25 protein-coding genes and 1 riboswitch are annotated in these 26,374 nt (G+C 72.7%); of the genes, 18 read left to right on the forward strand and 7 right to left on the reverse strand.

What is annotated here, in order from left to right; translation table 11 throughout:
* Nucleotides 1-182: 182 nt before the first annotated feature.
* The 4 genes from ACZ42A_RS27320 to ACZ42A_RS27335 all read left to right on the forward strand — a co-directional run bounded on the left by ACZ42A_RS27320 (nucleotide 183) and on the right by ACZ42A_RS27335 (nucleotide 5,001).
* The gene (locus tag ACZ42A_RS27320; RefSeq protein WP_468529921.1) at nucleotides 183-1,577 is read left to right on the forward strand and encodes a M16 family metallopeptidase; all 1,395 of its coding nucleotides are present in this window, start codon (nucleotides 183-185) and stop codon (nucleotides 1,575-1,577) included.
* On the forward strand, nucleotides 1,574-2,962 hold the full coding sequence (locus tag ACZ42A_RS27325) for a M16 family metallopeptidase (RefSeq protein WP_468529922.1): 1,389 nt from the start codon (nucleotides 1,574-1,576) through the stop codon (nucleotides 2,960-2,962). Before ACZ42A_RS27320 ends, ACZ42A_RS27325 begins: the two co-directional genes overlap by 4 nt.
* 214 nt (nucleotides 2,963-3,176) lie before the next feature.
* Nucleotides 3,177-3,343: riboswitch (cyclic di-AMP (ydaO/yuaA leader) on the forward strand.
* Between the two features lie 13 nt (nucleotides 3,344-3,356).
* Nucleotides 3,357-4,121, forward strand: coding sequence for a M23 family metallopeptidase (locus tag ACZ42A_RS27330; protein WP_468529923.1), 765 nt, complete (start codon nucleotides 3,357-3,359; stop codon nucleotides 4,119-4,121).
* Between the two features lie 184 nt (nucleotides 4,122-4,305).
* Nucleotides 4,306-5,001, forward strand: coding sequence for a GntR family transcriptional regulator (locus ACZ42A_RS27335; RefSeq protein WP_468529924.1), 696 nt, complete (start codon nucleotides 4,306-4,308; stop codon nucleotides 4,999-5,001).
* Between the two features lie 192 nt (nucleotides 5,002-5,193).
* On the opposite strand, the gene ACZ42A_RS27340 is transcribed toward ACZ42A_RS27335, so the two are convergent.
* Complete coding sequence (locus tag ACZ42A_RS27340; RefSeq protein WP_468529925.1) at nucleotides 5,194-5,475, reverse strand: HPr family phosphocarrier protein; 282 nt, start codon at nucleotides 5,473-5,475, stop codon at nucleotides 5,194-5,196.
* A gap of 178 nt (nucleotides 5,476-5,653) precedes the next feature.
* Here ACZ42A_RS27340 and ACZ42A_RS27345 point away from each other — a divergent pair, with 178 nt between their 5' ends.
* From ACZ42A_RS27345 to ACZ42A_RS27360, 4 genes are all read left to right on the forward strand, one after another.
* Nucleotides 5,654-8,464 carry a bifunctional acetate--CoA ligase family protein/GNAT family N-acetyltransferase gene (locus ACZ42A_RS27345; protein ID WP_468529926.1) on the forward strand — a complete coding sequence of 937 codons (2,811 nt, stop codon included), beginning with the start codon at nucleotides 5,654-5,656 and terminating at the stop codon, nucleotides 8,462-8,464.
* Nucleotides 8,465-8,526: 62 nt separating this feature from the next.
* The gene (locus ACZ42A_RS27350) at nucleotides 8,527-9,123 is read left to right on the forward strand and encodes a DUF5998 family protein (protein ID WP_468530098.1); all 597 of its coding nucleotides are present in this window, start codon (nucleotides 8,527-8,529) and stop codon (nucleotides 9,121-9,123) included.
* Between the two features lie 2 nt (nucleotides 9,124-9,125).
* Nucleotides 9,126-10,319, forward strand: a complete 1,194-nt coding sequence (locus ACZ42A_RS27355; RefSeq protein WP_468530099.1) for an alkaline phosphatase family protein — start codon at nucleotides 9,126-9,128, stop codon at nucleotides 10,317-10,319.
* A gap of 50 nt (nucleotides 10,320-10,369) precedes the next feature.
* On the forward strand, nucleotides 10,370-11,017 hold the full coding sequence (locus ACZ42A_RS27360; RefSeq protein ID WP_468529927.1) for a thymidine kinase: 648 nt from the start codon (nucleotides 10,370-10,372) through the stop codon (nucleotides 11,015-11,017).
* A gap of 97 nt (nucleotides 11,018-11,114) precedes the next feature.
* Here ACZ42A_RS27360 and ACZ42A_RS27365 read toward each other — a convergent pair whose 3' ends face one another.
* Nucleotides 11,115-11,915 carry a VOC family protein gene (locus tag ACZ42A_RS27365; protein WP_468529928.1) on the reverse strand — a complete coding sequence of 267 codons (801 nt, stop codon included), beginning with the start codon at nucleotides 11,913-11,915 and terminating at the stop codon, nucleotides 11,115-11,117.
* Nucleotides 11,916-12,219: 304 nt separating this feature from the next.
* Here ACZ42A_RS27365 and ACZ42A_RS27370 point away from each other — a divergent pair, with 304 nt between their 5' ends.
* A complete protein-coding gene (locus tag ACZ42A_RS27370) occupies nucleotides 12,220-13,068 on the forward strand; it encodes a sulfurtransferase (RefSeq protein WP_468529929.1) in 849 nt (282 codons plus the stop codon).
* Between the two features lie 377 nt (nucleotides 13,069-13,445).
* On the opposite strand, the gene sepH is transcribed toward ACZ42A_RS27370, so the two are convergent.
* Entirely contained in the window at nucleotides 13,446-14,495 is a 1,050-nt protein-coding gene (gene sepH / locus ACZ42A_RS27375; protein ID WP_468529930.1) for a septation protein SepH, read from the reverse strand.
* 470 nt (nucleotides 14,496-14,965) lie between these two features.
* Between sepH and ACZ42A_RS27380 the strand changes: the two genes are divergently transcribed.
* Nucleotides 14,966-15,817, forward strand: a complete 852-nt coding sequence (locus ACZ42A_RS27380; RefSeq protein ID WP_468529931.1) for a hypothetical protein — start codon at nucleotides 14,966-14,968, stop codon at nucleotides 15,815-15,817.
* Here the strand turns inward: ACZ42A_RS27380 and ACZ42A_RS27385 are convergent.
* Together ACZ42A_RS27385 and ACZ42A_RS27390 are read right to left on the reverse strand one after the other, a co-directional pair.
* Complete coding sequence (locus tag ACZ42A_RS27385; protein ID WP_468529932.1) at nucleotides 15,741-17,060, reverse strand: D-arabinono-1,4-lactone oxidase; 1,320 nt, start codon at nucleotides 17,058-17,060, stop codon at nucleotides 15,741-15,743. The two genes, ACZ42A_RS27380 and ACZ42A_RS27385, sit on opposite strands and share 77 nt — an antisense overlap.
* On the reverse strand, nucleotides 17,020-18,261 hold the full coding sequence (locus ACZ42A_RS27390) for an MFS transporter (protein ID WP_468529933.1): 1,242 nt from the start codon (nucleotides 18,259-18,261) through the stop codon (nucleotides 17,020-17,022). The genes ACZ42A_RS27385 and ACZ42A_RS27390 overlap by 41 nt, the downstream gene beginning before the upstream one ends.
* 212 nt (nucleotides 18,262-18,473) lie before the next feature.
* Between ACZ42A_RS27390 and ACZ42A_RS27395 the strand changes: the two genes are divergently transcribed.
* Both ACZ42A_RS27395 and ACZ42A_RS27400 read left to right on the forward strand, forming a co-directional pair.
* Nucleotides 18,474-19,601 (forward strand): ferrochelatase, encoded by a 1,128-nt coding sequence (locus ACZ42A_RS27395; protein WP_468529934.1) that lies wholly within the window; start codon nucleotides 18,474-18,476, stop codon nucleotides 19,599-19,601.
* A gap of 8 nt (nucleotides 19,602-19,609) precedes the next feature.
* The gene (locus tag ACZ42A_RS27400) at nucleotides 19,610-20,425 is read left to right on the forward strand and encodes an inositol monophosphatase family protein (RefSeq protein WP_468529935.1); all 816 of its coding nucleotides are present in this window, start codon (nucleotides 19,610-19,612) and stop codon (nucleotides 20,423-20,425) included.
* Nucleotides 20,426-20,491: 66 nt separating this feature from the next.
* Here the strand turns inward: ACZ42A_RS27400 and ACZ42A_RS27405 are convergent, their stop codons facing one another.
* On the reverse strand, nucleotides 20,492-20,665 hold the full coding sequence (locus tag ACZ42A_RS27405) for a hypothetical protein (RefSeq protein WP_468529936.1): 174 nt from the start codon (nucleotides 20,663-20,665) through the stop codon (nucleotides 20,492-20,494).
* Nucleotides 20,666-21,139: 474 nt separating this feature from the next.
* Here ACZ42A_RS27405 and ACZ42A_RS27410 point away from each other — a divergent pair, with 474 nt between their 5' ends.
* From ACZ42A_RS27410 to ACZ42A_RS27425, 4 genes are all read left to right on the forward strand, one after another.
* A complete protein-coding gene (locus tag ACZ42A_RS27410; protein ID WP_003993508.1) occupies nucleotides 21,140-21,793 on the forward strand; it encodes a response regulator transcription factor in 654 nt (217 codons plus the stop codon).
* A 4-nt stretch (nucleotides 21,794-21,797) separates the two neighbouring features.
* Nucleotides 21,798-23,030 (forward strand): sensor histidine kinase, encoded by a 1,233-nt coding sequence (locus tag ACZ42A_RS27415; protein ID WP_468529937.1) that lies wholly within the window; start codon nucleotides 21,798-21,800, stop codon nucleotides 23,028-23,030.
* 396 nt (nucleotides 23,031-23,426) lie between these two features.
* On the forward strand, nucleotides 23,427-23,723 hold the full coding sequence (locus ACZ42A_RS27420; RefSeq protein WP_003993510.1) for a DUF4193 domain-containing protein: 297 nt from the start codon (nucleotides 23,427-23,429) through the stop codon (nucleotides 23,721-23,723).
* A 13-nt stretch (nucleotides 23,724-23,736) separates the two neighbouring features.
* The gene (locus ACZ42A_RS27425; protein WP_468529938.1) at nucleotides 23,737-24,699 is read left to right on the forward strand and encodes a hypothetical protein; all 963 of its coding nucleotides are present in this window, start codon (nucleotides 23,737-23,739) and stop codon (nucleotides 24,697-24,699) included.
* 16 nt (nucleotides 24,700-24,715) lie between these two features.
* Here ACZ42A_RS27425 and ACZ42A_RS27430 read toward each other — a convergent pair whose 3' ends face one another.
* Complete coding sequence (locus ACZ42A_RS27430; protein WP_468529939.1) at nucleotides 24,716-25,183, reverse strand: DUF3093 domain-containing protein; 468 nt, start codon at nucleotides 25,181-25,183, stop codon at nucleotides 24,716-24,718.
* Between the two features lie 58 nt (nucleotides 25,184-25,241).
* Between ACZ42A_RS27430 and ACZ42A_RS27435 the strand changes: the two genes are divergently transcribed.
* On the forward strand, nucleotides 25,242-25,826 hold the full coding sequence (locus ACZ42A_RS27435; protein WP_468529940.1) for a PaaI family thioesterase: 585 nt from the start codon (nucleotides 25,242-25,244) through the stop codon (nucleotides 25,824-25,826).
* Entirely contained in the window at nucleotides 25,823-26,374 is a 552-nt protein-coding gene (gene dut, locus ACZ42A_RS27440) for a dUTP diphosphatase (RefSeq protein ID WP_468529941.1), read from the forward strand. The genes ACZ42A_RS27435 and dut overlap by 4 nt, the downstream gene beginning before the upstream one ends.

Below are 26,374 nucleotides of genomic sequence, written 5' to 3' on the forward strand. Positions count from 1 at the left end.
GCGTCGCCCGCCCGGCCCCTCGCTGACCCGCAGGCTACGCCCTCGCGGCGAGTAACCCCTTTCTCGCTCTCGGCGTACGGCGTCCGGGAACTTCGCGGACCGTCCGCACGCTTGCATACAGTGGCAGGACCGGCAGGAACCAAGCGGTCTCAGCCACCGCATCCGCGATCGAAGGGACGTACATGCCCATGGGTCACACGGCCACAGCCGAGGCAGGCTCCGGCGGCCTGACAGCGACCGAGCACCGCCTGGCCAACGGCCTGCGCGTGGTGCTCTCCGAGGACCACCTGACCCCGGTCGCGGCGGTGTGCCTCTGGTACGACGTCGGCTCGCGCCACGAGGTCAAGGGGCGCACCGGTCTGGCTCACCTTTTCGAGCACTTGATGTTCCAGGGCTCCGCCCAGGTGAAGGGCAACGGCCACTTCGAGCTGGTGCAGGGCGCCGGCGGCTCGCTCAACGGCACCACCAGCTTCGAGCGCACCAACTACTTCGAGACCATGCCCGCCCACCAGCTGGAGCTCGCCCTCTGGCTGGAGGCCGACCGCATGGGCTCGCTGCTGGCCGCCCTGGACGACGAGTCCATGGAGAACCAGCGCGACGTCGTCAAGAACGAGCGCCGCCAGCGCTACGACAACGTTCCCTACGGCACCGCTTTCGAGAAGCTGACCGCCCTCGCCTACCCGGAGGGCCACCCGTACCACCACACGCCGATCGGCTCGATGGCCGACCTGGACGCGGCGACCCTGGAGGACGCGCGCGCGTTCTTCCGCACCTACTACGCGCCGAACAACGCGGTGCTCTCGGTCGTCGGCGACATCGACCCCGCCCAGACCCTCGCGTGGATCGAGAAGTACTTCGGCTCCATCCCCTCCCACGACGGAAAGCCCGCCCCGCGCGACGGCTCGCTGCCCGACATCATCGGCGAGCAGCTGCGCGAGGTCGTCGAGGAGGAGGTCCCGGCGCGCGCCCTGATGGCCGCCTACCGGCTCCCGCACGACGGCACGCGCGCGTGTGACGCCGCCGACCTGGCGCTGACCATCCTCGGCGGCGGCGAGTCCTCCCGCCTGTACAACCGGCTGGTCCGCCGGGACCGTACGGCCGTCGCGGCCGGCTTCGGCCTGCTCCGGCTGGCCGGGGCGCCGTCCCTCGGCTGGCTGGACGTGAAGACCTCCGGCGACGTCGAGGTGCCGGTCATCGAGACCGCCATCGACGAGGAGCTGGCCCGGTTCGCCGAGGAGGGCCCCACCGCCGAGGAGATGGAGCGCGCCCAGGCCCAGCTGGAGCGCGAGTGGCTGGACCGGCTCGGCACGGTCGCCGGCCGCGCCGACGAACTGTGCCGGTACGCCGTGCTGTTCGGCGACCCCCAGCTCGCCCTCACCGCCGTCAAGCGGGTGCTGGAGGTGACGCCCCAGGAGGTCCAGGAGATCGCCAAGGCCCGCCTGCGGCCCGACAACCGCGCGGTGCTCGTCTACGAGCCGCTCACCCCCGAGCAGCCCGAGGACGTCGAGGGCACCGAGGACCCGGAAGCCGCGGCGACCGTGGAAGCCGCCGACGACAACGAGGAGGCGGCCAAGTGACCGAGCTGACCACCATGGAGTTCCACCCCCAGCCGCAGCCGGGCGAGGCCAGGCCGTGGGCGTTCCCGGCCCCCACACGCGGGACCCTCGACAACGGCCTGACGGTGCTGCGCTGCCACCGTCCGGGCCAGCAGGTCGTCGCCGTCGAGGTGCTCCTGGACGCGCCGCTGGACGCGGAGCCCGCCGGCCTGGACGGCGTCGCCACGATCATGGCCCGCGCCTTCTCCGAGGGCACCGACAAGCACTCCGCCGAGGAGTTCGCCGCCGAGCTGGAGCGCTGCGGCGCCACCCTCGACGCGCACGCCGACCACCCCGGCGTACGGCTCAGCCTGGAGGTTCCCGCCTCCCGGCTGGAAAAGGGCCTCGGGCTGATCGCCGACGCGCTGCGGGCACCCGCGTTCGCCGACAGCGAGGTCGAGCGGCTCGTGCGCAACCGCCTGGACGAGATTCCGCACGAGCTGGCCAACCCCGCCCGGCGGGCCGCCAAGGAGCTGTCGAAGGAGCTGTTCCCGGCGACCTCGCGCATGTCGCGCCCGCGCCAGGGCACCGAGGACACGGTCGCCAAGATCGACTCGGCGGCCGTGCGCGCCTTCTACGAGCGGCACGTCCGCCCGGCCACGGCCACCGCCGTGGTGGTCGGCGACCTCACGGGCATCGACCTGGACGCCCTGCTCGGCGACACCCTCGGCTCCTGGACCGGCTCCGCCGCCCAGCCCCGGCCGGTGCCGCCGGTGACCGCCGACGACACCGGGCGCGTGGTCATCGTCGACCGCCCCGGCGCGGTCCAGACGCAGCTGCTCATCGGCCGCGTCGGCGCCGACCGGCACGACCGCGTGTGGCCCGCCCAGGTGCTCGGCACCTACTGCCTCGGCGGCACCCTCACCTCCCGCCTGGACCGCGTCCTGCGCGAGGAGAAGGGCTACACCTACGGCGTGCGGGCGTTCGGCCAGGTCCTGCGGTCCGCCCCGGACGGCACGGGCGCCTCGATGCTCGCCATCAGCGGCTCCGTGGACACCCCGAACACCGGTCCCGCCCTGAAGGACCTGTGGACGGTGCTGCGCACGCTCGCCGCGGAGGGCCTGACCGACGCCGAGCGGGACGTCGCCGTGCAGAACCTGGTCGGCGTGGCGCCGCTCAAGTACGAGACGGCGGCGGCCGTGGCGAGCACCCTGGCCGACCAGGTCGAGCAGCACCTGCCCGACGACTACCAGGCGACGCTGTACCGGCAGCTGGCCGCGACCGGCACGGTCGAGGCCACCGCCGCGGTGGTCAACGCCTTCCCAGTGGACCGTCTGGTGACCGTCCTCGTCGGTGACGCGGCGCAGATCAAGGAGCCCGTGGAGGCCCTCGGCATCGGCGAAGTCACCGTCGTGGCCGCCGAGTAGACGGCCGAGAGACAGCCGTACGGGCACACCCGCGCGGAGGGGCCCTGGTGACCGATGCGTCACCAGGGCCCCTTCATGTCCGAATTGAGGGAGAGGTTGCCTGTCTGCCCTGTGGGATGCGCTACAAAAGCCCGCGTTGGTTTGGGCTTTGAAAGCCGGCCCCCTTAGCGTCATCCGGGCTGTCCGTCAGGCAGTGCGCCGCACCCGCGGCACCGGACAGTCATCGCCGAGTCCCCGTACGGCGCGAGCCAGGGGAGCCGGGGACCCAACCACGTAGTCCCTGGGGTGAATCGGACGCCCGCGCGTCACGCGAGGGGGTCCGTAGGAGACCTTCCTGCTCCGAACCCGTCAGCTAACCCGGTAGGCGAGAAGGAAGGAAAGGACCAGCCACTCCATGGCGTTCACCCGCGCCACCGGGAAGCACCGTCGTCCCAGCCGGATGCACCGCTCCACCGCCCGCGCGGCGGGCGTCGCGGCGCTCACCACCACCGGCGTCATCGGCACCCTGGCGGGCCCGGCGCTCGCCGCCGACACCTCCGCCGAGCAGACCGGCCTGCTGCCGGTCCTCAGCATCGGCGACGAGGTCGCCGACCAGATCGACGCGCAGGCCGCCGCGCAGCAGCAGGCCGCCGAGCACGCCGCCGCCGTCAAGAAGGCCGAGGCGGCCGCGAAGAAGCGCGCCGAGGAGGAGGCCCGCAAGGCCCGCGCGGAGGAGGAGCGGGCCGCCCGCGAGGCCGAGCGCAAGCGCCTCAACACCTTCGTGTCGCCGATCAGCGGCTCCTACGTCTCCACCGGCTACCAGGCAGGCAGCGCCCTGTGGTCCTCCGGCAGCCACACCGGTGTCGACTTCCACGCCGCGAGCGGCACCTCGGTCCAGGCGGTCGGCTCCGGCACGGTCGTCGAGGCCGGCTGGGGCGGGGCGTACGGCAACCAGGTGGTCATCCGGATGCACGACGGCACGTACACCCAGTACGGCCACCTGTCCTCCATCGGCGTCTCCGTGGGCCAGACGGTCACCCCGGGCCAGCAGATCGGCCTGTCCGGCGCCACCGGCAACGTCACCGGCCCGCACCTGCACTTCGAGGCCCGTACGACCCAGGAGTACGGCTCGGACATCGACCCGGTCGCGTACCTGCGCGCGCACGGCGTGAACATCTGACGCAGCCGCAGCACTTCCCGAAGCCCCGGCCCCGAGCCGGGGCTTTCGGCGTTTCGGCCGCCCCGTTGTCCAAAAAATATCCATGGATTCCGGCCCGCCATCGGAAATTCCGGCTCATTGCAATAGAGTCGCTGAACACACGTCCATCGTCGACGTTTCACGGGGATTAAGGCGGAGGTCGGTCATGCGTATTCCGGCGCATTCGGTGTGCACGGCGATCCGGGACGACATCGTCGCGGGTGTCTACGAGCGCGGCAGCCGGCTCACCGAGGAACTGCTCGCCCGCCGCTACGGCGTCTCGCGCGTCCCCGTGCGGGAGGCCCTGCGCACCCTGGAGGCGGAGGGCTTCGTCGTGACCCGGCGGCACGCGGGCGCGTGCGTCGCGGAACCGACCGAACAGGAGGCCTCCGACCTGCTGGAGATGCGTCTGCTGCTGGAGCCGCTGGGCGCCTCCCGCGCGGCGCAGCGCCGCACCGAAGCGCATCTGAAGGTGCTGCGCGGCCTGGTCCGGCTGGGCCAGGAACGCGCCCGCCGGGGCCACAGCGACGACCTGCGCTCCCTGGGCGGCTGGTTCCACGAGACGCTGGCCCAGGCCTCCGGCAGCACCGCGCTCACCTCGATGCTGACCCAGCTGCGGCACAAGATCGCCTGGATGTACGCGGTGGAGGCGCCGGCCAGCCCCGTGGAGTCCTGGGCGGAGCACGGGGCGATCGTGGACGCCGTGGCGCGCGGGGACAGCGAACGCGCGCGGGCGATCACCACCCTGCACACCGAGCGGTCGACCGCCGCGCACCGGCTGCGGTTCGGCTCCGGCGGGGAACGCCCGGAGCGTGTGAGGAACTCGCAACATCCCGTAAACATGTCAAGCCTGCGGCATTAACACGGGCGCCGTATACAAAGAACGGATATTCGGTGGCGAGGAATTTCCGCTGCCGTTTTTCGGCGCGCCGGTGATTTCCGTCCGCGCGGCCTGCGCCTGCCCGGAAATGCATCCGCGGATACGGCCGAGGAAAAGCGAAACCGCGCCGCCCGGAAAGGGCGACGCGGTTGTGGCGTGACTGCCGCGCGAGCGTCAGACGGTCTCGGGGAGCTCCTCGAGGCCCTCGGAGACCAGCTTGGCCAGGCGGTCGAGCGCGACCTCGGCGCCCTCGGCGTCGGAGGCGAGCACGATCTCCTCGCCGCCCTGGGCGCCCAGGCCGAGAACGGCCAGCATGGAGGCCGCGTTGACGGGGTTGCCGCCGGCCTTGGCGATCGTCACCGGGACGCCTGCGGCCGTGGCGGCTCGGACGAAGATGGAGGCGGGGCGGGCGTGAAGGCCCTCGGCCCAGCCGACGTTGACGCGGCGCTCAGCCATGTGTTGCTGCCCTTCAGGTGTTCAGGTTGTCTAGACCAGTTTCCCATATCGTGAAGCATGCCTGGAGGTGACATGTGTCCCCTCCGCCGGGTGTCACCGGACCGCGGCCTCGGTCCGGCCCTCCGTCCTCACAGACTGCCCCGCGCCCTTGTCGGACGCGAGCCGTACTCTGGGGCCCATGCAGACCTCGTCGGACCGGCACGAGTACCCCGCCCACTGGGAAGCCGACGTGGTGCTGCGCGACGGCGGCACCGCGCGCATCCGCCCCATCACCGTTGATGACGCCGAGCGCCTGGTCAGCTTCTACGAGCAGGTCTCGGACGAGTCGAAGTACTACCGCTTCTTCGCGCCCTACCCGCGTCTGTCCGCGAAGGACGTCCACCGCTTCACGCACCACGACTTTGTGGACCGGGTGGGACTCGCGGCCACGATCGGCGGCGAGTTCATCGCAACCGTACGCTATGACCGCATCGGTGAGAACGGACTGCCCGCCTCGGCACCGGCCGACGAGGCCGAGGTCGCCTTCCTCGTCCAGGACGCCCACCAGGGCCGCGGCGTCGCCTCCGCCCTCCTCGAGCACATCGCCGCCGTCGCCCGCGAGCGCGGCATCCGCCGCTTCGCCGCCGAGGTGCTGCCCGCCAACACCAAGATGATCAAGGTGTTCACGGACGCCGGGTACACGCAGAAGCGCAGCTTCGAGGACGGCGTCGTCCGCCTGGAGCTGGACCTCGAACCCACCGACCGCTCCCTGGCCGTGCAGTACGCGCGCGAACAGCGCGCCGAGGCACGGTCCGTGCAGCGGCTGCTCGCCCCCGGCTCGGTCGCCGTCGTCGGCGTCGGCCGCACCCCCGGCGGGGTGGGACGCGGCGTGCTCGCCAACATCAGGGACGCCGGGTTCACGGGGCGGCTGTACGCCGTGAACCGCGCCCTGCCCGAGGGCCGGAAGGAACTCGACGGGGTGCCGGCCCACCGGTCGGTGCGGGACATCGACGGGCCCGTCGACCTCGCCGTCGTCGCCGTTCCCGCCGAGCACGTGCCCGAGGTCGTCACCGAGTGCGGCGAGCACGGCGTCCAGGGCCTCGTGGTGATCTCCGCCGGGTACGCCGAGAGCGGCCCCGAGGGACGCGAGCGCCAGCGGGCCCTCGTCCGGCACGCGCGCGCGTACGGCATGCGGATCATCGGGCCGAACGCCTTCGGGATCATCAACAACTCCCCGGACGTGCGGCTCAACGCCTCCCTCGCCCCCGAACTGCCGAGGCCCGGCCGGATCGGCCTGTTCGCCCAGTCCGGCGCCATCGGCATCGCCCTGCTGTCCCGGCTGCACCGGCGCGGCGGCGGGGTGACGGGGGTCACCGGCGTGTCCACCTTCGTCTCCTCCGGCAACCGCGCGGACGTCTCCGGCAACGACGTCCTCCAGTACTGGTACGACGACCCGGACACCGATGTCGTCCTGATGTACCTGGAGTCCATCGGCAACCCCCGCAAGTTCACCCGCCTCGCCCGCCGTACGGCGGCGGCCAAGCCCCTCGTCGTGGTCCAGGGCGCCGGGTCCGCCCCGCAGGGCCACGCGGTCCGCGCGACGCGGCTGCCGCACGCCACGGTGTCCGCGCTGCTCCGGCAGGCCGGTGTGATCCGCGTGGACACCATCACGGAACTGGTGGACACGGGGCTGCTGCTCGCCCGCCAGCCGCTGCCCCGGGGGCCGCGTGTGGCGATCCTCGGCAACTCCGAGTCCCTCGGCCTGCTGACCTACGACGCCTGCCTCTCCGAGGGCCTGAGGCCCGCGCCGCCCCTGGACCTGACGACCGCCGCCAGGCCCGAGGACTTCCGCGCGGCGCTGTCCCGCGCGCTGGCCGACGACACCTGCGACGCGGTGGTGGTGACGGCGATACCGGCGATCGGCGAGGAGTCCGCCGGGGACGCGGCGCTCGCCGAGGCGCTGCGGTCCGCGGCCGAGCGGGCTCCGGCCAAGCCGGTGCTGGTCGTGCACGTGGAACTGGGCGGGCTCGCGGAGGCGCTGTCGGCCGCCGCGAGCACGGCTCCACGCGCGCGTGCCGCGACGGCGGACACCGCGCCGCCGGACGCCGGCCCCGAACCGGCCCCCGAGGCCGGGGCCGCCGGGGGCACGCGCCTCATCCCCGCCTACCCGGCCGCCGAACGCGCCGTGCGGGCCCTCGCCGAGGCCGTGAAGTACGCGCAGTGGCGGCGCGAGGCCGCCGACCCCGGCAAGGTGCCGGAGTACGAGGACATCGACGAGAAGGGCGCCGCCCGGCTGATCGACGGCCTCCTCGCGCGCGGGCAGGGCCTCACGCTCGGCACCGAGGAGACCTGCGAGCTGCTGGGCCGGTACGGCATCCCGGTGCGCCGCGCCCTGCCCGCCCCCACCCCCGAGGACGCCGTCGCCGCCGCCCGCGCCCTCGGCTACCCGGTCGCCCTCAAGGCCACCGCCCCGCACCTGCGGCACCGCGCGGACCTGGGCGGCGTACGCCTCGACCTGGCGGACGAGGAGCAACTGCGGCGGGCATACGCCGAGTTGACCGGGCTGTTCGGCACCCCGGAGGAGCTGCGTCCGGTGGTGCAGGGCATGGCACCGCGCGGGGTGGACACCGTCGTACGGGCCGTGATCGACCCCGCCGCCGGAGCGGTGCTCTCCTTCGGCCTCGCCGGGGCGGCCTCGCAGCTGCTCGGCGACATGGCGCACCGGCTGATCCCGGTCACCGACCGCGAGGCCACCTCCTTGATCCGCTCCATCCGGACGGCACCACTCCTCTTCGGCTGGCGCGGCTCGGCGCCGGTCGACACCCCGGCCCTGGAGGAGCTGCTGCTGCGGGTCTCCCGGCTGGTCGACGACCACCCCGAAGTGGTCGCGGTCACGCTCGAGCCGGTCGTCGTCGCCACCGAGGGCCTGAGCGTCCTCGGTGCCTCCGTCCGCCTGGCCCCGCCCCCCGCCCGCGACGACCTGGGCCCGCGGACGCTCCCCGCCTACTGAGACGTTTCCGACCCGGTCCGAGCCTCCCGAGCGGTGCCTCGCAGTCAGTGCGCCCCCGTAGGATGGACGGCATGGCCAAGACCAGTACGACGACCCAGGGGCTGCGTGCGGCGATCGAGCGCAGCGGCTACTACCCGGCCCTCGTGGCCGAGGCGGTGGAGGCCGCCGTGGGCGGCGAGCCCATCCGGTCGTACCTGGTCCACCAGGAGACGACGTTCGACCAGAACGAGGTCCGCCGGCACGTGACCGTGCTGGTCCTCACCGACAACCGCTTCATCGTCAGCCACACCGACGAGCAGGCCGCCGACAACACCTCCCCGACGCCGTACGCCACCACCTCCACGGAGTCCGTGAAGCTCGACCGGATCTCGTCGGTCGTGGTCAGCCGCGTGGTCGCCAACCCGGAGTCGTACACGCCGGGCACCCTCCCGCGCGAGGTGGTGCTGACCATCGGCTGGGGCGCCGTCTCCCGCATCGACCTGGAGCCCGCCGCCTGCGGCGACCCCAACTGCGAGGCCGACCACGGCTACACCGGCAGCTCGACGGCGGACGACCTCAGCCTGCGCGTCAGCGAGGCCGGGGACGGCCCGGAGACGGTGCGCCAGGCGCTCGCCTTCGCGCAGGCGATCTCCGAGGCGACCGCGGACCCGACCCGCTGATGGTGCAGCAGCCCACCGCCTGGGACTCCCATCCGGAACCCCTCGCCGTCGACACCGCCCCCTCGCCCGAGTACGGCACCGGCTCGCTCGCCGACCTGCTGCCCACGCTCGCCGCCGGCCTGGGCGTCCCCGGCATGACGGCCGCCATCCCCGAGCTGACCCCCGCCGACCGGAACTGCGTGTTCCTGATCGACGGCCTCGGCTGGGAGCAGCTGAAGGCGCACCCGGACGAGGCGCCGTTCCTCACCTCGCTCCTCGCGAGTTCCCGCGGCGGCACCGGCCGCCCGCTGACCACCGGCTACCCGGCGACCACGGCCACCTCGCTGGCCTCCGTCGGCACCGGACTGCCGCCAGGCGCCCATGGCCTGCCCGGCTACACCGTGCGCGATCCGGCCACCGGCGGGCTGATGAACCAGCTGCGCTGGCAGCCGTGGACCGAGCCGAGCGCCTGGCAGCCGTACCCCACCGTCTTCGACCTCGCCGACCGCGCGGGCGTGCACGCCGCCCAGGTCTCCTCCCCGGCCTTCGCGAGCACCCCGCTGACCAAGGTCGCGCTCAGCGGCGGCTCCTTCCACGGGCGGCTGTCCGGCGAGGACCGCATGGACCTCGCGGCCGAGCAGCTGGCCGCCGGGGACCGCAGCCTGGTCTACACGTACTACGCCGAGGTCGACGGCGCGGGCCACCGCTTCGGCGTCGACTCCGACACCTGGCGCGGCCAGCTGATGTACGTCGACCGCCTGGTCCAGCGCCTGGCCGAGCAGCTGCCGCCGCGCAGCGCGCTGTACGTCACCGCCGACCACGGCATGGTCGACGTGCCCTTCGACGAGGAGCACCGCATCGACTTCGACGAGGACTGGGAGCTGCGCGCCGGGGTCGCCCTGCTGGGCGGCGAGGGCCGCGCCCGCCACGTCTACGCGGTTCCGGGCGCCGAGAACGACGTCCTGACCTGCTGGCGCGAGGTGCTCGGCGAGCAGTTCTGGGTGGCCTCGCGGGACGAGGCGATCGCCGCGGGCTGGTTCGGGCCGCGGGTCGACGAGCGGGTGTACGCGCGCATCGGCGACGTCGTCGCGGCCGCGCGGGACGACGTCCTGATCATCGCCTCCGAGCGGGAGCCCAAGGAGTCGGCGATGGTCGGCAACCACGGCTCGCTGACCCCGGCCGAGCAGCTCGTCCCGCTGCTCGAAGTACGTTCCTGAAGCTCTGCGCCCCCACCATGACCACTTCGCCGAAAGGTGCTCACCTTCCCATGTCCGAGCTGGTGTTCTTCTCCGGAACCATGGACTGCGGGAAGTCGACGCTGGCTCTCCAGATCGAGCACAACCGCTCCGCGCGCGGGCTGCAGGGCATGATCTTCACCCGCGACGACCGCGCGGGCGAGGGCAAGCTGTCCTCCCGGCTCGGCCTGGTCACCGACGCGGTCGAGGTCGAGGACGGCATGGATCTCTACGCCTACCTCGTCGACCACCTCTCCCACGGCGGCCGGGCGGACTACGTGATCGCCGACGAGGCCCAGTTCCTCGCGCCGGAGCAGATAGACCAACTCGCGCGCGTGGTCGACGATCTGGGGCTGGACGTCTACGCCTTCGGCATTACCACCGACTTCCGCACCAAGCTCTTCCCCGGCTCGCAGCGCCTGGTGGAGCTGGCCGACCGGGTCGAGGTGCTCCAGGTCGAGGCACTGTGCTGGTGCGGCGCCCGCGCCACCCACAACGCCCGCACGATCGGCGGCGAGATGGTGGTCGAGGGCGCCCAGGTCGTCGTCGGCGACGTCAACCAGGCGGAGGCCGTCGGCTACGAGGTGCTGTGCCGCCGCCATCACCGCCGCCGGATGACCGCCGCGACGGCCCGCGCGGCGGCGCTGTCCCCGGACGTCCTGCCGGTGGAGCACGCCTGAGGCCAGGTCCTGCCGGTGGAGCACGCCTGAGGCCAGGTCCCGCCGGTGGAGCACGCCTGAGACCTGGGAGACAGGCACGACGCCCGGGGCAGGAGCGTCAGCGGGGGCGCTGGAGCAGACAGAAGCGGGCACCCTCGGGGTCGGTCACCGTCGCGACGCGGCCCCGTTCGCCGTCCTCGGCCGGCCTGAGGACGTGTCCGCCCAGGTCGACCAGCCGGTCGACGGCCTCGTCGGTGTCCGCGACCTCGAAGTACGTCAGCCAGTGCGGGCCCCGGTCCCGGGGCAGGGCGTGGCCCAGGCCGTGGATGCCGGCGACCGCCCGGCCCTCGACGGAGAGGGTCACGTAGTCGATGTCGGCGGAGACCACAGGCTCCTCCTCGTAGCCGAAGACGGTCTCGTAGAACTTGGCGACGGTCGCGGACTCGAAGGTCAGCAGCTCGTTCCAGGCGGGAGTGCCGGGCACCCCGGACAGGGCCGTGCCGAGGTGCTCCGCCGCCTGCCAGATGCCGAAGACGGCGCCCGAGGGATCGGAGCCGATGGCCATCCGCCCGGCCTCGCCCGCGTCCAGCGGACCCACGCCGATCGTGCCGCCGCACAGCCGCGCGGTCTCCGCCGTCCGGTGCGCGTCGTCGGAGGCGAGGTACGGCGTCCAGGCGATCGGCAGATGCCGGTCGGGCGGCAGCTGCCCGATGCCCGCCACCTCGCGGCCGTCGAGCAGGGCCCGCACATACGGGCCGAGCTGCTGGGGCCCGGGGCGGAACTCCCAGCCGAACAGCGATCCGTAGAACTCCTGGGTGGCCGTCATGCCGTGCACCATCAGACTCACCCAGCAGGGCGTGCCGGGCGCGTACCGGGCGTGTTCACCGTGCCGGTCGGCCGACCCCCGTGCCTCGGTCATCGTCACTCTCTCCTCGGCCCCTCGCGGCGCCGCGTCGCTTCCGCTCTCCGGACCCACGTGCCGATGCTCGCACCACCCTCGGTGTCACGCGCTCCGGGCGCGCCGCATCTCGTCCGGTCACCGGAGATTGCCCGATCAGCGGTTCCTGCCCGTTTCGGGAGGATGGTCCGCGGATGTCGATCGGTGGTACCCGGGACCGCACTGCACGTGCCCGATCCCGTACGCCTCGTGATCGAGGCTGCTTGGCGGAGCAGAGTAGCCGGACATGGGCGCTGCGGCCACCCCGTGCGCGAGGATGGTCGCCATGAACGCCATCATTTCCGCCTCCGCCCTCGCGAGCGAAGTGGCGGGGGAGAACCCGCCCGTACTGCTCGATGTCCGCTGGCAGCTCAGCCTGGCCAAGGCGGCCGGCGAGCCGCCCTTCGACGGCCGGGCGGAGTACGCGGCCGGGCACATCCCCGGCGCCGTCTTCGTCGATCTGGACCGGGAGTTGGCCGGGGAGCCGGGGGAGCGCGGCCGTCATCCGCTGCCCGGCCTCGCGGAGTTCGGCGCCGCGATGCGCCGCGCGGGCGTGTCGTCCGGGCGGCCGGTCGTCGTGTACGACGGCGGACAGGGCTGGGCCGCGGCCCGCGCCTGGTGGATGCTGCGCTGGACGGGTCACCCGGACGTGCGGGTCCTGGACGGCGGGTTGCCGTCCTGGGAGGGCCCGCTGTCCCAGGAGATCCCCAGCCCCCAGGAGGGCGACTTCCACCCGGTCCCGGGCACGGGCCTGCTGGACGCCGACGCCGCCGCCGCGCTGGCCCGCTCCGGGGTGCTGTTCGACGCGCGCGCGGCGGAGCGGTACCGCGGCGACGTGGAGCCGATCGACCGGGTCGGCGGCCACATCCCCGGCGCGGTGTCGGCCCCCACGACCGAGAACGTCACCCCCGACGGCCGCTTCCTCCCCGCCGAGGACCTACGCGTCCGCTTCAAGGCCCTGGGCGCCTCCGAGGGCACGGAGGTCGGCGTGTACTGCGGCTCGGGCGTCTCGGCCGCCCACGAGGTCCTGGCCCTCGCCGTGGCGGGCATCCCGGCGGCCCTGTACGTGGGTTCGTGGTCGGAGTGGTCATCGGACCCGGACCGCCCGGTGGCCGTGGGTCCGGATCCGCAGTAGCGGCGGGGCGGGGACGGCCGGGGCGCGAACGGGCGCGGCGTGCGGGCGGGTGTGCGGCAGCGGGTGGCGCGCGGACAGGTGCGCGGCAGCCCGTAGGGAGCGCACGGCCGCGCATCTGCGCCCCCACGCGCCAGTTGTCTCGCCGCGCGCTGCCTTGGGTCTCGCCATGAGCCAACCCGTCCCAACGCGCCAGGTGGTGTTGCCACGTGCCGGCCGTCCGCACGCGCCCATGGGCCCTGCGCAGCGGGCTTCCTGAGGCCTCGTACGGCAGCGCCCCCGCGCGGATTGACGGCTTGTCGACCGCCGACACTCCCCCCCGTCCGCACGACGACCGGGCCCGTGCCGAGTGCGGCGCGGGCCTGGCCGTCGTACGGCGGCTACTCCTGCTTCTTGCGGCGGGTACCGAAGACGATCTCGTCCCAGCTGGGGACGGCCGCCCGGCGGCCCGGGCGGACGCCGTCGGCCTCGGCCTGGCGGTCGGTCGCGCCGATGAGGCGGTCGCGGTGGCTGCCCACGGAACGGGGCATGAGGACGTCCGCGTAGGCGGAACCGGCCGAGGCGGCGGGCGCCGGCGGTTCCTCCGCCGCGGGCTCGTCGTCGGGCTCCTCCGCGGACTCGGCGGGCCGCTCCGGCACGACCAGGTCGCCCCGGAAGCTCGGCACCGCCTCCAGCAGGCTGGTCAGCGAGTCCCGCTCGCCCGTCGCCGTGGTCTCCTCCGCGGGCTCGGACGCCTGGGCCGGCAGGCTCGGCCGCTCCCGGTCGCGGTCCCGGTCGAGGGATCCGGCCAGTGTGCGGTCGCGCGGCAGCCGGGCGATCCGGGGCACGAAGGGGAAGCTGGGCTCGGGCGCGCCGAGGTCGTCGGACTCGCCGATCAGCGAGCGCGCCTCGTCGTCGACGGCCTGGACGAGCCGCCGGGGCGGGTCGTACGTCCAGCTCGCCGAGTGTGGTTCGCCCGCCACCCGGTAGACCAGCAGGACCTCCCAGGTGCCGTCGTCGCGGCGCCAGGAGTCCCACTGGACGGTGTCCTTTTCGGCACCCCGCAGCAGCAGCCGCTCCTGGACGGCCTCGCCGAGCAGCGGACCGGAGTTCTCGCCGGGGCGGCGGACCGGGGTCTTGCGGGCCCGCTCGGCCATGAAGGCACGCTCGGCCAGCACCGGGCCCTCGAAGCGGCGTACGCGATCGACGGGGATGCCGGCCATCTGGGCGACCTCTTCCGCGGTCGCACCCGCACGTATACGCGCCTGGATGTCACGGGGGCGGAGATGGCTCTCCACCTCGATCTCGATCTGGCCGAGGCGGGGACGGTCGCCGCGCACGGCGGCGCGGAGCCGTTCGTCGATCGGAAGCGTGTACTCCGTGCTGTCCGCAGCCTTCAGCACCAGCCGTGTGCCGTCATTGGAGACGGCCACGACACGCAGTTCGGGCATGGGGACCTCCCGGGTGGTGCCTGCCGACGTCACGTGCGTCGCTGCTTCCGCTAGTCGAGTGTGGCCTGCCCGGGTGCAGCCTGCCACAACCTTGCCGAGTTGCCCGGCGTGTCGGGCGCGGGCCCTGGATCGCCGTTATGGCACGGTTACCTATTCGCAACGCTAAGTGACCAACTCCGTCACCCTGTGCAACAAGCCCCCTCCCGGCGGTCCTTGAAGGCCCCGGACACCCTGGCGGGAGACCGGACCCAGGGCTCGCAACAGTACTCCATTCGGACCACGTGCGTGGATTGGCGCGCCGCCCAACTTCTCGCCGAACGCGGGACTTGACCGACACTGGCCGATTTCCGTGATCAAAAACGTGGCCTACTTCACGGAATCGCCAGAATCGGAACTAACGGTTTCGACCGTACGTCCCCCTCTCGTACAACACGCCGATCTGGTACGGGAAAGGCAGGCAAGATCCGGTAATGCGCGAAAGGCCCGATGTCGTCCGGGAGTCGAGCTCCGAGGGGCCGGACGAGGAGGTGAAGCGGAAGCGGATCGACCTCAGCGTGCCCCAGGTCGCGGGCAGCGCGGTGGCCGCGGTCGTGGCGGCCAAACTCGCCTCCTCCTTCGGGGTCTACGGAACGATCCTCGGCGCCGGAGTGGTCAGCGTCATCGCCACCTGCGGCGGTTCGCTGTTCCAGCACTTCTTCACGCGCACCGGCGAGCAGCTCCGGGACGCCACGGTCGCGGCCAAGCCGCGTGAGGCGAGGGAGTGCGAAGGGGCGCGCGAGCAAGCGCCGCCCGCCCCCGGCGAGTTCACCGAGGGCACCGTCTACCGCGCGCGGGTCAGGAGCTGGAAGCGCCCCGTGCTGGCGACCGCCCTGGTCTTCGGGGTCACCATGGCCGGCATCACGGCGTACGAACTGGTCTCCGGCAGCAGCTTCAGCGGCGGGCGCAGCACGACGGTCGGCGACGCGCTGAACGGGCACCGCAACTCCTCCCCGGACTCGGGGGATTCCGGCGACTCCGGCGACGCGGGGCAGCCGGCGGACCCGGACGGCTCCGGCACCGACCCGTCCTCCGCTCCGCCGTCCGCGACGCCGGGCCGGCAGGTCGTCCCCACACCCTCCGGCTCCGGCGGTGCCTCCCCGGGCGACGACGGTGGTACAGCCGGCAGCCCGACGCCCGCTCCCAGCGCCTCGCCGAGCCGGGAGACCGACGGCGGTGCGACCCCGGAGACCGAGCCGAGTCCGTCCGCTACGCCCCCAGAACCCGGCGCAAGTAGTCGTTCTGAAAGCGCCGTTCCGGATCCAGCCGGTCCCGCAGCGCCGTGAACTCGGCGAAGCGCGGGTAGACCTTCGCGAAGTACTCCGCGTCGCGCGTGTGCACCTTGCCCCAGTGCGGCCGCCCCTCGTGCGCTGTGAAGATCCGCTCGGCGGCGGTGAAGTACCGCTGGTAGGGCGTGCCGCGGAACATGTGGACCGCGATGTACGCGCTGTCCCGGCCGGACGCCGTGGACAGCGTGATGTCGTCGGCCGGGGCGGTGCGCACCTCGACCGGGAAGCTGATCCGCAGCGGCGAGCGGTCGACCATGGCCTTCAGCTCACGCAGGGTGTCCACCACGGCCTCGCGCGGGACGGCGTACTCCATCTCCACGAAGCGCACCCGGCGCGGCGAGGTGAAGACCTTGTAAGGGATGTCGGTGTAGGTCCGCGCGGACAGTGCCCTGCTGGAGATCCGGGCGATGGCGGGGATGGTGGCCGGCGCCGCGCGGCCGACCCAGTTGGCCGCCTGGAAGACGCCGTTGGACAGGAACTCGTCCTCGAACCAGCCCTTGAGTCGGCTCACCGGCCGCTCCGGACCGGCGCTGCGGTTGTTGCGCTTGGTGTTGGTGCTGCCGGTGTGCGGGAACCAGTAGAACTCGAAGTGCTCGTTCTCCGCCCAGAGTTCGTCGAACTCGGCGAGCACTCGGTCCAGCGGCATCGGCTCCTCGCGCGCGTGGAGCAGGAAAACGGGCTCCACGGCGAAGGTGATCGCGGTGACGATGCCCAGGGCGCCCAGGCCGATGCGGGCCGCCGCGAAGATCTCGGGATTCTCCCGCTCGGAGCAGGTGAGCACGGAGCCGTCGGCCGTGACCAGCTCGAGCGCCTTGATCTGGGCGGCGATCGAGCCGGAGTCGCGGCCGGTGCCGTGCGTACCGGTGCTGGTGGCCCCGGAGACGGTCTGCTCCATGATGTCGCCCATGTTGGTCAGCGACAGACCCTCGCGGGCCAGGGCCATGTTGAGCCGCTTGAGCGGGGTGCCGGCCTCGACCGTGACGGTGCCGGCCTCGCGGTCCACGGCGCGTATGCCGGTGAGCAGCTGGGGGCGTATCAGCACGCCGTCGGTGGCGGCTATCGACGTGAAGGAGTGTCCGGTGCCGACGGCCTTCACCCGCAGGCCGTCCTCCGCCGCTCTGCGCACCGCCGCCGCCAGCTCCTCCACGGACGCCGGAGTGACCTCCCGCGCGGGACGCGCGGCGACATTGCCGCCCCAGTTACGCCACGTGCCGTTCTTCCCGCTCGCTGTGCTGCTCAACGGTGCCTCCCCGACCCGGAGCCGGCCGCTTGAGCCGGCGGTAACCGAGGAAACCGACCGCGACCGCGACGGCCCCGGACACGGCCGGAACCCCGTACCCCGCGCGCGCACCGGCCGCGTCGATCACCCAGCCGGCCACCGAGGAGCCGAGGGCGACCCCCACCGCGAGACCGGTGCTCACCCAGGTCATGCCCTCGGTCAACTGCGCGCGTGGTACGTGCTCTTCGATGAGGGACATCGTCGTGATCATCGTGGGAGCGATGGCGAGGCCCGCGACGAAGAGCGCCACGGCCAGAAACGGCAGGTTTCCGACCAGTAGGAGGGGGATCATACTCACGGCCATCGCACAAACGCCCAGCAGCCAGCGAGGTTCGGGCGCTCCCTTGAAGCGCAGCAGCCCGAACACGGCCCCCGCCACACAGGAGCCCGCCGCGTACAGCGCGAGCACGACGCTCGCCGCGCCCTTGTGCCCCTGCTCGTCGGCGAAGGCCACGGTGACCACGTCGACCGCCCCGAAGATCGCGCCGGTCGCCACGAACGTGGTCACCAGGACCTGGAGTCCGGGGGAGCGCAGGGCGCTGCGGCCGCCGCCGTGCTCCGCGCGCGGGTGCGGCTCGGGCTCGGTGGCGCGCTGCGCGGTCAGCCAGAAGACGCCGACGGCCAGGAAGCAGCCGGCCAGCAGGGGCCCGGCCTCCGGGAACCAGGCCGTGGACAGGCCGATGGAGATGATCGGCCCGAAGATGAAGCAGATCTCGTCCACCACGGACTCGAACGAGTACGCGGTGTGCAGCTGCGGAGTGCCCCGGTACACGGCGGCCCAGCGGGCCCGGATCATCGCGCCGACGCTCGGCACACAGCCGATGCCGGCGCAGGCCACGAACAGCACCCAGTCCGGCCACCCGTAGTGCGCGGCGAACAGCAGCAGGGCGCCCGCGGCCAGCGAGAGCAGCGTCGCCGGACGCAGCACCCGCCGCTGCCCGTACTGGTCCACCATCCGGGAGACCTGCGGGCCGACCACCGCCGCCGCCAGCGCGATCGTCGCCGACAGCGCCCCCGCCAGGCCGTACCGCCCGGTGAGCTGGGAGATCATGGTGACGACGCCGATGCCCATCATCGACAGCGGCATCCGGCCGAGGAAGCCGGCGGCGGAGAACGCCTTGGAGCCGGGGGCGGCGAACAGGGCGCGATAGGGGCTGGGCACGGGCTCTCCGGCGGCTCGGTCAGGCGGGCGGGGCGGACGCGGACGTACGGCACGTGCGACGACGTACGGCACGGACGCGCCCGTAAGGCGTGAAGATGGTTGATACAGCTTACGAGTTAGGCAACCCTAACGCACCCCCTCGGACCAGCCCCCACCGCGCCCGCCACCCCGCCGTTGCCGCGCTGTCAGTGGCGGGTGGCAGGATCGACCCCATGCCAGACGCGCTCGATCCCACCCCCTACGACGCCCTGCTCCTGCTCTCCTTCGGCGGCCCGGAAGGGCCGGACGACGTGGTTCCGTTCCTGGAGAACGTGACGCGTGGGCGCGGCATCCCCAAGGAACGACTGAAGGAAGTCGGGCAGCACTACTTCCTGTTCGGCGGGGTCAGCCCGATCAACGACCAGAACCGCGCCCTGCTGGACGCCCTGCACAAGGACTTCGCCGACCACGGCCTGAACCTGCCGGTCTACTGGGGCAACCGCAACTGGGCGCCGTACCTCACGGACACCCTGCGCGAGATGGTCCGCGACGGCCGCCGCCGCGTCCTGGTCCTCGCCACCAGCGCCTACGCCTCCTACTCCGGCTGCCGGCAGTACCGCGAGAACCTCGCCGACGCGCTCGCCACCCTGGAGGCCGAGGGCCTGGAGCTGCCGAAGATCGACAAGCTGCGGCACTACTTCAACCACCTGGGCTTCGTCGAGCCCATGATCGACGGCGTGCTGCGCTCCCTCGCCGACCTCCCCGAGGAGGTCCGCGACGGCGCCCACATCGCCTTCACCACCCACTCCATCCCGAACTCCGCGGCCGACACCTCCGGCCCGGTCGAGGAGCACGGCGACGGCGGCGCCTACGTCAGGCAGCACCTGGACGTCGCCCGGCTGATCGCCGACGCCGTCCGCGAGCGCACCGGGGTCGACCACCCCTGGCAGCTCGTCTATCAGTCCCGCTCCGGCGCCCCGCACATCCCGTGGCTCGAGCCCGACATCTGCGACCACCTGGAGGAGCGGCACGCCGCCGGCGTCCCGGCCGTCGTGATGGCCCCCATCGGGTTCGTCTCCGACCACATGGAGGTCCTGTACGACCTCGACACCGAGGCCAAGGCCAAGGCCGAGGAGCTGGGCCTGCCGGTGCGCCGCTCGGCCACCGTCGGCGCCGACCCGCGGTTCGCCGCCGCGATCCGCGACCTGATCCTGGAGCGCGCCGCCACCGAGCGCGGGCAGCGGGTGACGCCCTGCGCCCTCGGGGCGCTCGGCCCCAGCCACAACCTGTGCCCGGTCGGCTGCTGCCCGGCCCGTGCCCCCCGCCCCGCCGCCGCGGGCGCCGACAGCCCCTACGCGTGAGGACCACCGTGACCGACCCCCTGCACACGGACCTGCTCGCGCTCGCCCAGGAGGCCGCCCGCCGGGCCGGCGAGCTGCTGCGCGACGGCCGCCCGGCCGACCTCGGGGTGGCCGCCACCAAGTCGAGCCCCATCGACGTGGTGACGGAGATGGACATCGCCGCGGAGAAGCTGATCACCGGCTTCCTCGCCGAGCGCCGCCCCGACGACGGCTTCCTCGGCGAGGAGGGCGCCTCGACCGAGGGCACCAGCGGCATCCGCTGGGTGATCGACCCGCTCGACGGCACCGTGAACTACCTCTACGGGCTGCCCACCTGGGCCGTCTCCATCGCGGCGGAGCAGGACGGCGAGACCGTCGTCGGCGTCGTCCTGGCGCCGATGCGCGGCGAGACCTACAGCGCCGTCCGCGGCCGCGGCGCGCACGCCACCGGCTCCTGGGACGGCGAGCGGGAGCTGCGCTGCCGCCCGGCGCCGCCGCTGGACCAGGCGCTGGTCTCCACCGGCTTCAACTACGTCGCCGAGGTCCGCGCCCGCCAGGCCGACATCGCCCAGCGGCTGATCCCGCGGCTGCGCGACATCCGGCGCAGTGGCTCGGCCGCGGTCGACCTGTGCGACGTCGCCGCGGGCCGCCTCGACGGCTACTACGAGCGCGGGCTGCACCCGTGGGACCTCGCCGCCGGGGACCTGATCGCCCGGGAGGCGGGCGCGCTGACCGGTGGACGGCCCGGAGAGCGCCCGTCACGGGAGCTGACGGTCGCGGGTACCCCGGGCGTCTTCGAGCCCCTCCAGCGGCTCCTGGAGGACTTCGGCGCCTGGCACGACTGACGTCCTACGACGACGAGGCGGGCCCCGGCGATGGATTCGCCGGGGCCCGCCTCGCACGTGTGCCGGTCAGACGCCGTACGCGCCGACTTCCACGCCATGTTCGGCGGCGAGGCGGCGCAGGTCGTCGAGCTCGCCCTGCTCCACCTCGACGAGGAAGTCGTCGCCCTCGTCACGAGCCCGCGTCAGGTCGGACTCGGTCGCCTTTATGCGCTGCAGAAGTCCTGCGGTGAATGCGTCCATGCTGCGCCCCCTCGTCCTGGGTCGTGGGTCGGTGGCACGGGGGTGTGCCGTTCGGAAGGGGCGATCACGTCTCCCATGAGTGCCCAGCGCTGCCCTGCTGGGCGGCGACGGCGCCGGACACCCACGCCCACTCTGCGTCAAGCGGACCGCGGCGTACCGCATGGTGCTGCGGCACAAGCAGAGCGTGATCGCGGGGTGTAAACCGTCCTCCCCCCGCTCCCTTCCGCGGAAACCTCAACCGACGGAGAAAATCTCGCATTCCCGGGGCGCGAGGCGCGTTCTCACCGGGCCGCCGCCGACCGTTCGCCGGGGTGTCGCCGCACCGTTCCCCGGGCCCTGGAGCGGGCCCCCTCTCACCGGCTTACCGCCGACTTATGGCCGAAAAGGGCAGGATGGAGGTCAACACACCCACCCAGACCCCGCCCGCGCGCGCCCATCGGCGCTACGCGGGTGGACACAGGAAGGACAAGCGACGTGCGCGTACTCGTCGTCGAGGACGAGCAGCTGCTCGCCGATGCGGTGGCCACCGGGCTGCGCCGGGAGGCCATGGCCGTCGACGTCGTGTACGACGGTGCGGCCGCCCTGGAACGCATCGGCGTCAACGACTACGACGTGGTCGTCCTCGACCGCGACCTCCCGCTCGTGCACGGCGACGACGTCTGCCGCAAGATCGTCGAGCTCGGCATGCCCACGCGCGTGCTGATGCTCACGGCCTCCGGCGACGTCAGCGACCGTGTCGAGGGCCTCGAGATCGGCGCCGACGACTACCTGCCCAAGCCCTTCGCGTTCAGCGAGCTGATCGCCCGCGTGCGCGCCCTCGGCCGGCGCACCAGCGTGCCGCTGCCGCCGGTCCTGGAGCGCGCCGGGATCAAGCTGGACCCCAACCGCCGCGAGGTCTTCCGCGACGGCAAGGAGGTGCAGCTCGCGCCCAAGGAGTTCGCCGTCCTGGAGGTGCTGATGCGCAGCGAGGGCGCCGTCGTCTCCGCCGAGCAGCTGCTGGAGAAGGCCTGGGACGAGAACACCGACCCGTTCACCAACGTGGTGCGCGTGACCGTCATGACCCTGCGCCGCAAGCTGGGCGAGCCGCCCGTCATCGTCACCGTGCCCGGCTCCGGCTATCGGATCTGATCCCGTGGCCGCCACCCCCGCGCCCCCAGCGGCGCCGCCCAAGCCCACCTGGGACCCGCGCAAGCCGGAGCCGCCCTTCCCGTGGCTGCGCCCGACCATCCGGATACGGCTCACGCTGCTGTACGGCGGCATGTTCCTGATCGCCGGCATCCTGCTGCTGTCGATCATCTATCTGCTGGCGGCCCAGGCGCTGAACGTGGGCAGCGACCTCCCCTTCCGGATCGTGGAGGGGAAGGTCACAAGCGAGATCTGCAACCTCCCGGACCAGGCCTCGCCCAGCACGTTCAACGACGCGATGAACGCCTGTGTGAACGAGCAGCGCCGGCACGCCCTGGACGACCTGCTCAGCCGCTCCCTGCTCGCCCTGCTCGGCCTCGCCGTGATCGCCTTCGCCTTCGGCTACGCGATGGCCGGCCGCGTGCTCTCGCCGCTCGGCCGGATCACCCGGACCGCGCGCGCGGTGGCCGGCTCGGACCTGTCCCGCCGGATCGAGCTGGACGGCCCGGACGACGAGCTCAAGGAGCTGGCCGACACCTTCGACGACATGCTGGAGCGGCTCCAGCGGGCCTTCACCGCCCAGCAGCGGTTCGTCGGCAACGCCTCGCACGAGCTGCGCACCCCGCTGGCGATCAACCGCACGCTGCTGGAAGTGCATCTGTCCGACCCGAACGCGCCGGTGGAGCTCCAGCAGCTCGGCAAGACGCTGCTGGCCACCAACGAGCGCAGCGAGCAGCTGGTGGAGGGCCTGCTGCTGCTCGCCCGCAGCGACAACCAGATCGTCGAGCGCAAGCCGGTGGACCTCGCGGAGGTGGCCTCGCAGGCCCTCGACCAGGTGCACGCCGAGGCCGAGGCCAAGGGCGTGGAGATACGCGGCAAGCGGGAGCCGGCGGTGGTCCAGGGCAACGGCGTCCTGCTGGAGCGGATCGCCCTGAACCTGGTCCAGAACGCGGTCCGGTACAACGTGCCCGAGGGCGGCTGGGTCGAGGTCACCACCGAGACCCAGCACGGCCAGGCGGTGCTGGTGGTCTCCAACACCGGCCCGCTGGTGCCGGCGTACGAGATCGACAACCTCTTCGAGCCGTTCCGGCGGCTGCGCACCGAGCGCACCGGCAGCGACAAGGGCGTGGGCCTCGGCCTGTCCATCGCGCGGTCCGTGGCCCGGGCGCACGGGGGGCATATCGCGGCCCAGCCGCGCGAGGGAGGGGGGCTCGTCATGCGGGTCACCCTGCCGCTCTGAGATCATGGGCCGACACACCCGGGGAATGTTCGCTTTGCGCGGAATTTTCGGGGCACCCGTCCGGGTGTCCCATGTGTGATCGATCACAAAGGCGATTTTCAGGCCATCTACTCTCCGTGATCATTCGGACCGCCGGAAAGCCGGGAAAATCCGGGTTTTCCAGTGGCTTGATCACGGGAAGTACACGGTGAGACGCCTTTGAAGTGCGACATTCGGACCGTGTACGGTCCCGATCGCCATCCAACCCGATCACTCGTGAGGGGTCCGGTTGGGTGTCGATTGAGTAACAGACCTTGATGTGAGGCAAAATCTCCGCCTCGGGTCGGGCACAAGTCCGGCCTCTCACGCGTTACGTGCGCTGGAGACACCGCAGACACCCGGAGGGGGAGAGCGACCATGGCAACCGATTACGACACTCCACGCAAGACCGACGACGACGTCGACTCGGACAGCCTCGAAGAGCTGAAGGCTCGGCGGAACGACAAGTCCGCCTCGGCCGTCGACGTCGACGAGTTCGAGGCCGCCGAGGGCCTCGAGCTGCCCGGCGCCGACCTCTCGAACGAGGAACTGGCGGTCCGTGTGCTGCCGAAGCAGCAGGACGAGTTCACCTGCATGAGCTGCTTCCTGGTGCACCACCGCAGCCAGCTGGCCCGCGAGAAGAACGGTCAGCCGATCTGCCGCGACTGCGACTGAGGCGGGGTCGGCCGTGACTGGCTCGACCCCACCCTGGAAGCGCCGCTTCCCCGGCCGGGGAGCGGACACGGGGCCGTCCGACGGCCCCCATGGCGCGCGTGACGACGAGCGAGGCTCATCCGGCATGGGGCACGTCCCTGCGGGGTCGGCCTCGCTCGAACCGGCCGGCGACCGGGACGGCCTCCCGGTGCCGGCGCAGAGCCCCGCGCCCGTCGCCAGGCGCCGCGCTGCGGCGTTCCGGGACAGGGCCCGGGAGCTGGCCAGGGAAGGGGCTCGCAAGGGCGGAGAGCGCGCCCGCGCGGGTCTCGGATATCTCGCCGACCGGCTCATCGAGATGGCGCCGCGGATCCCCGTGCGGGACCTGGCGACGCTACGCCGGCAGTTCCCCGGCCTCGGGCCCGAAGAACTCGCCGACAAGCTCGTGGCGGGCGCCTCGAAGGCCTCCGCGACCGTCGGAGCGGGCGTGGGAGCCGCCGCGATGCTGCCCGTCCCGCCCGCGATGCCGACGGAGCTGGCCGCCGAGGTCACCGGCGTCGCCGCGATCGAGCTCAAGCTCATCGCCGAACTGCACGAGGTGTACGGCGTACGGCCGCCCGGCACCCTCAAGGAGCGCAGCAGCGCCTATCTGAGGTCATGGTCGGAGGAGCGCGGGATCGACCCGCTGAAGCCGACCACGGTCAACGCCGCGCTCGGCGGTCAGATGAAGCGCGAACTGCGCCAGCAGATCATGAAGCGCATGGTCCGGAATCTGCCGAACCTGATGCCGTTCATGGTGGGCGCGGCGGTCGGCGCGGTCATGAACCGCCGCGACACCCGCAAGCTCGCCGCGCGGATCCGGGCCGACCTGCGCAAGTCGCAGGTGCCGTGGGACGCGCTGGCCGGACTGCCGCCGCTGGAACAGCCGGCCGAGCCGCTGCCGGTGGGGCAGGACCCCAAGGAGTTCGACCCCGGGAAGTTCAGAGAGCCGGGCCGCTGACGGACGGGCCCGCCCTTCAGGAGGCCGCGGCCGTCCTGGCCGCCTCGATGGCCGCCGCCAGCCGCTCCGGCTCCCGCGTCGACAGGTACAGGTACGGCGTCGGGTCCTCCGGATCCGTGACCTCCACCCGCAGCGCCGTCGGGATGTAGGCGCGCAGCAGCAGGAAGGCACGGGTGTCGGCCTTGTACGTCCGCCAGGCCCGGGCCTCCTCCGGCTCCAGGACCTGTGCCTCGCCCAGCGCCGTCACCGGGATCCTCGCCTCGCCGGCGATCAGCGAACCGTTCACCACACGGATGCGCAGCGAGCCGTACGCACTGGCCGCGACCGCCGCCACCGCCGTACCGCCGGCCAGGCCACCCAGCATCGGCAGGATGCCGAAGGGCAGCAGGATCAGGGCCATCGAGAGCCCCACGAGGAAGCTGATCAGCCACCAGGAGCGGGGGGCGGTGAGGCGTTCGTCGTACGAGGTGGCGGAGAGCTGCATGGAACCAAGCTTGGCACGGTGTCCGCGGCGGGCCGACGCGCGGGTAAGGTCTGCGCCTGTGAGTGGTACATCCGCAGCTCTTCAGCCTCCCGCCGACGCCGGGCAACCGGTGCGGCACCCCGACGCGCCCGCACCCGGCGAGCTCCTCGGCGCGCACTACGGCCAGTGTTTCGGCTGCGGCGGCGAGCAGCCGCACGGCCTGCACCTGGAGGCGCGGGCGGGCGAAGGCGTGTCGATCACTGCCGAGTTCACGGTCCGCCCCGAACACCAGGGCGCTCCCGGCCTCGCGCACGGCGGGGTCCTGGCCACGGCGCTGGACGAGACGCTGGGCTCGCTGAACTGGCTGCTGCGCACCATCGCCGTGACCGGCCGGCTGGAGACCGACTTCGTGCGGCCCGTGCCGGTGGGGACCACGCTCCACCTGGAGGCCGAGGTGACCGCGGTGGCCGGGCGGAAGATCTACTCCACCGCCACCGGACGTGTGGGCGGCCCCGACGGGCCGGTCGCCGTGCGCGCCGACGCGCTCTTCATCGAGGTCAAGGTCGAGCACTTCGTCAACCACGGCCGGGAGGAAGAGATCCAGGCCGCCATGAGCGACCCCGACCAGATCCGGCGGGCCCGCGCCTTCGAGGTGAACCCGTGAGCCGTGAACCGCTGAACGTCCTGATCCGGCGCGTCGACCCCGACGTACCGCTGCCGGCGTACGCGCACCCCGGCGACGCGGGGGCGGATCTGCGCACCACCGAGGCATGCGAGCTGGCGCCCGGCGAACGGGCCGTGCTGCCCACGGGGGTGTCGATCGCGCTCCCTGAGGGGTACGCGGCCTTCGTGCACCCGCGTTCGGGGCTCGCCGCCCGGTGCGGTGTAGCCCTCGTGAATGCCCCGGGGACGGTTGATGCCGGGTACCGTGGGGAGATCAAGGTGATCGTGGTGAATCTCGACCCGCGCGAGTCCGTGCGGTTCGAGCGCTTCGACCGGATTGCCCAACTGGTCGTCCAGCAGGTCGAGAGGGTTCGCTTCCAGGAGGTGGCGGAGCTTCCCGACTCCGTGCGGGCCGAGGGGGGCTTCGGTTCCACCGGCGGCCACGCCGCGGTGGACGACGGGAGCGGCACAAGCGGTCAGGCCGCCATGGGCGGCACGACGGGTGGGTATCGATACGCTTCGGTCGTATCCGACCGGGAAGGACAGTGA

This window comes from Streptomyces sp. NPDC030838, from assembly GCF_055572035.1.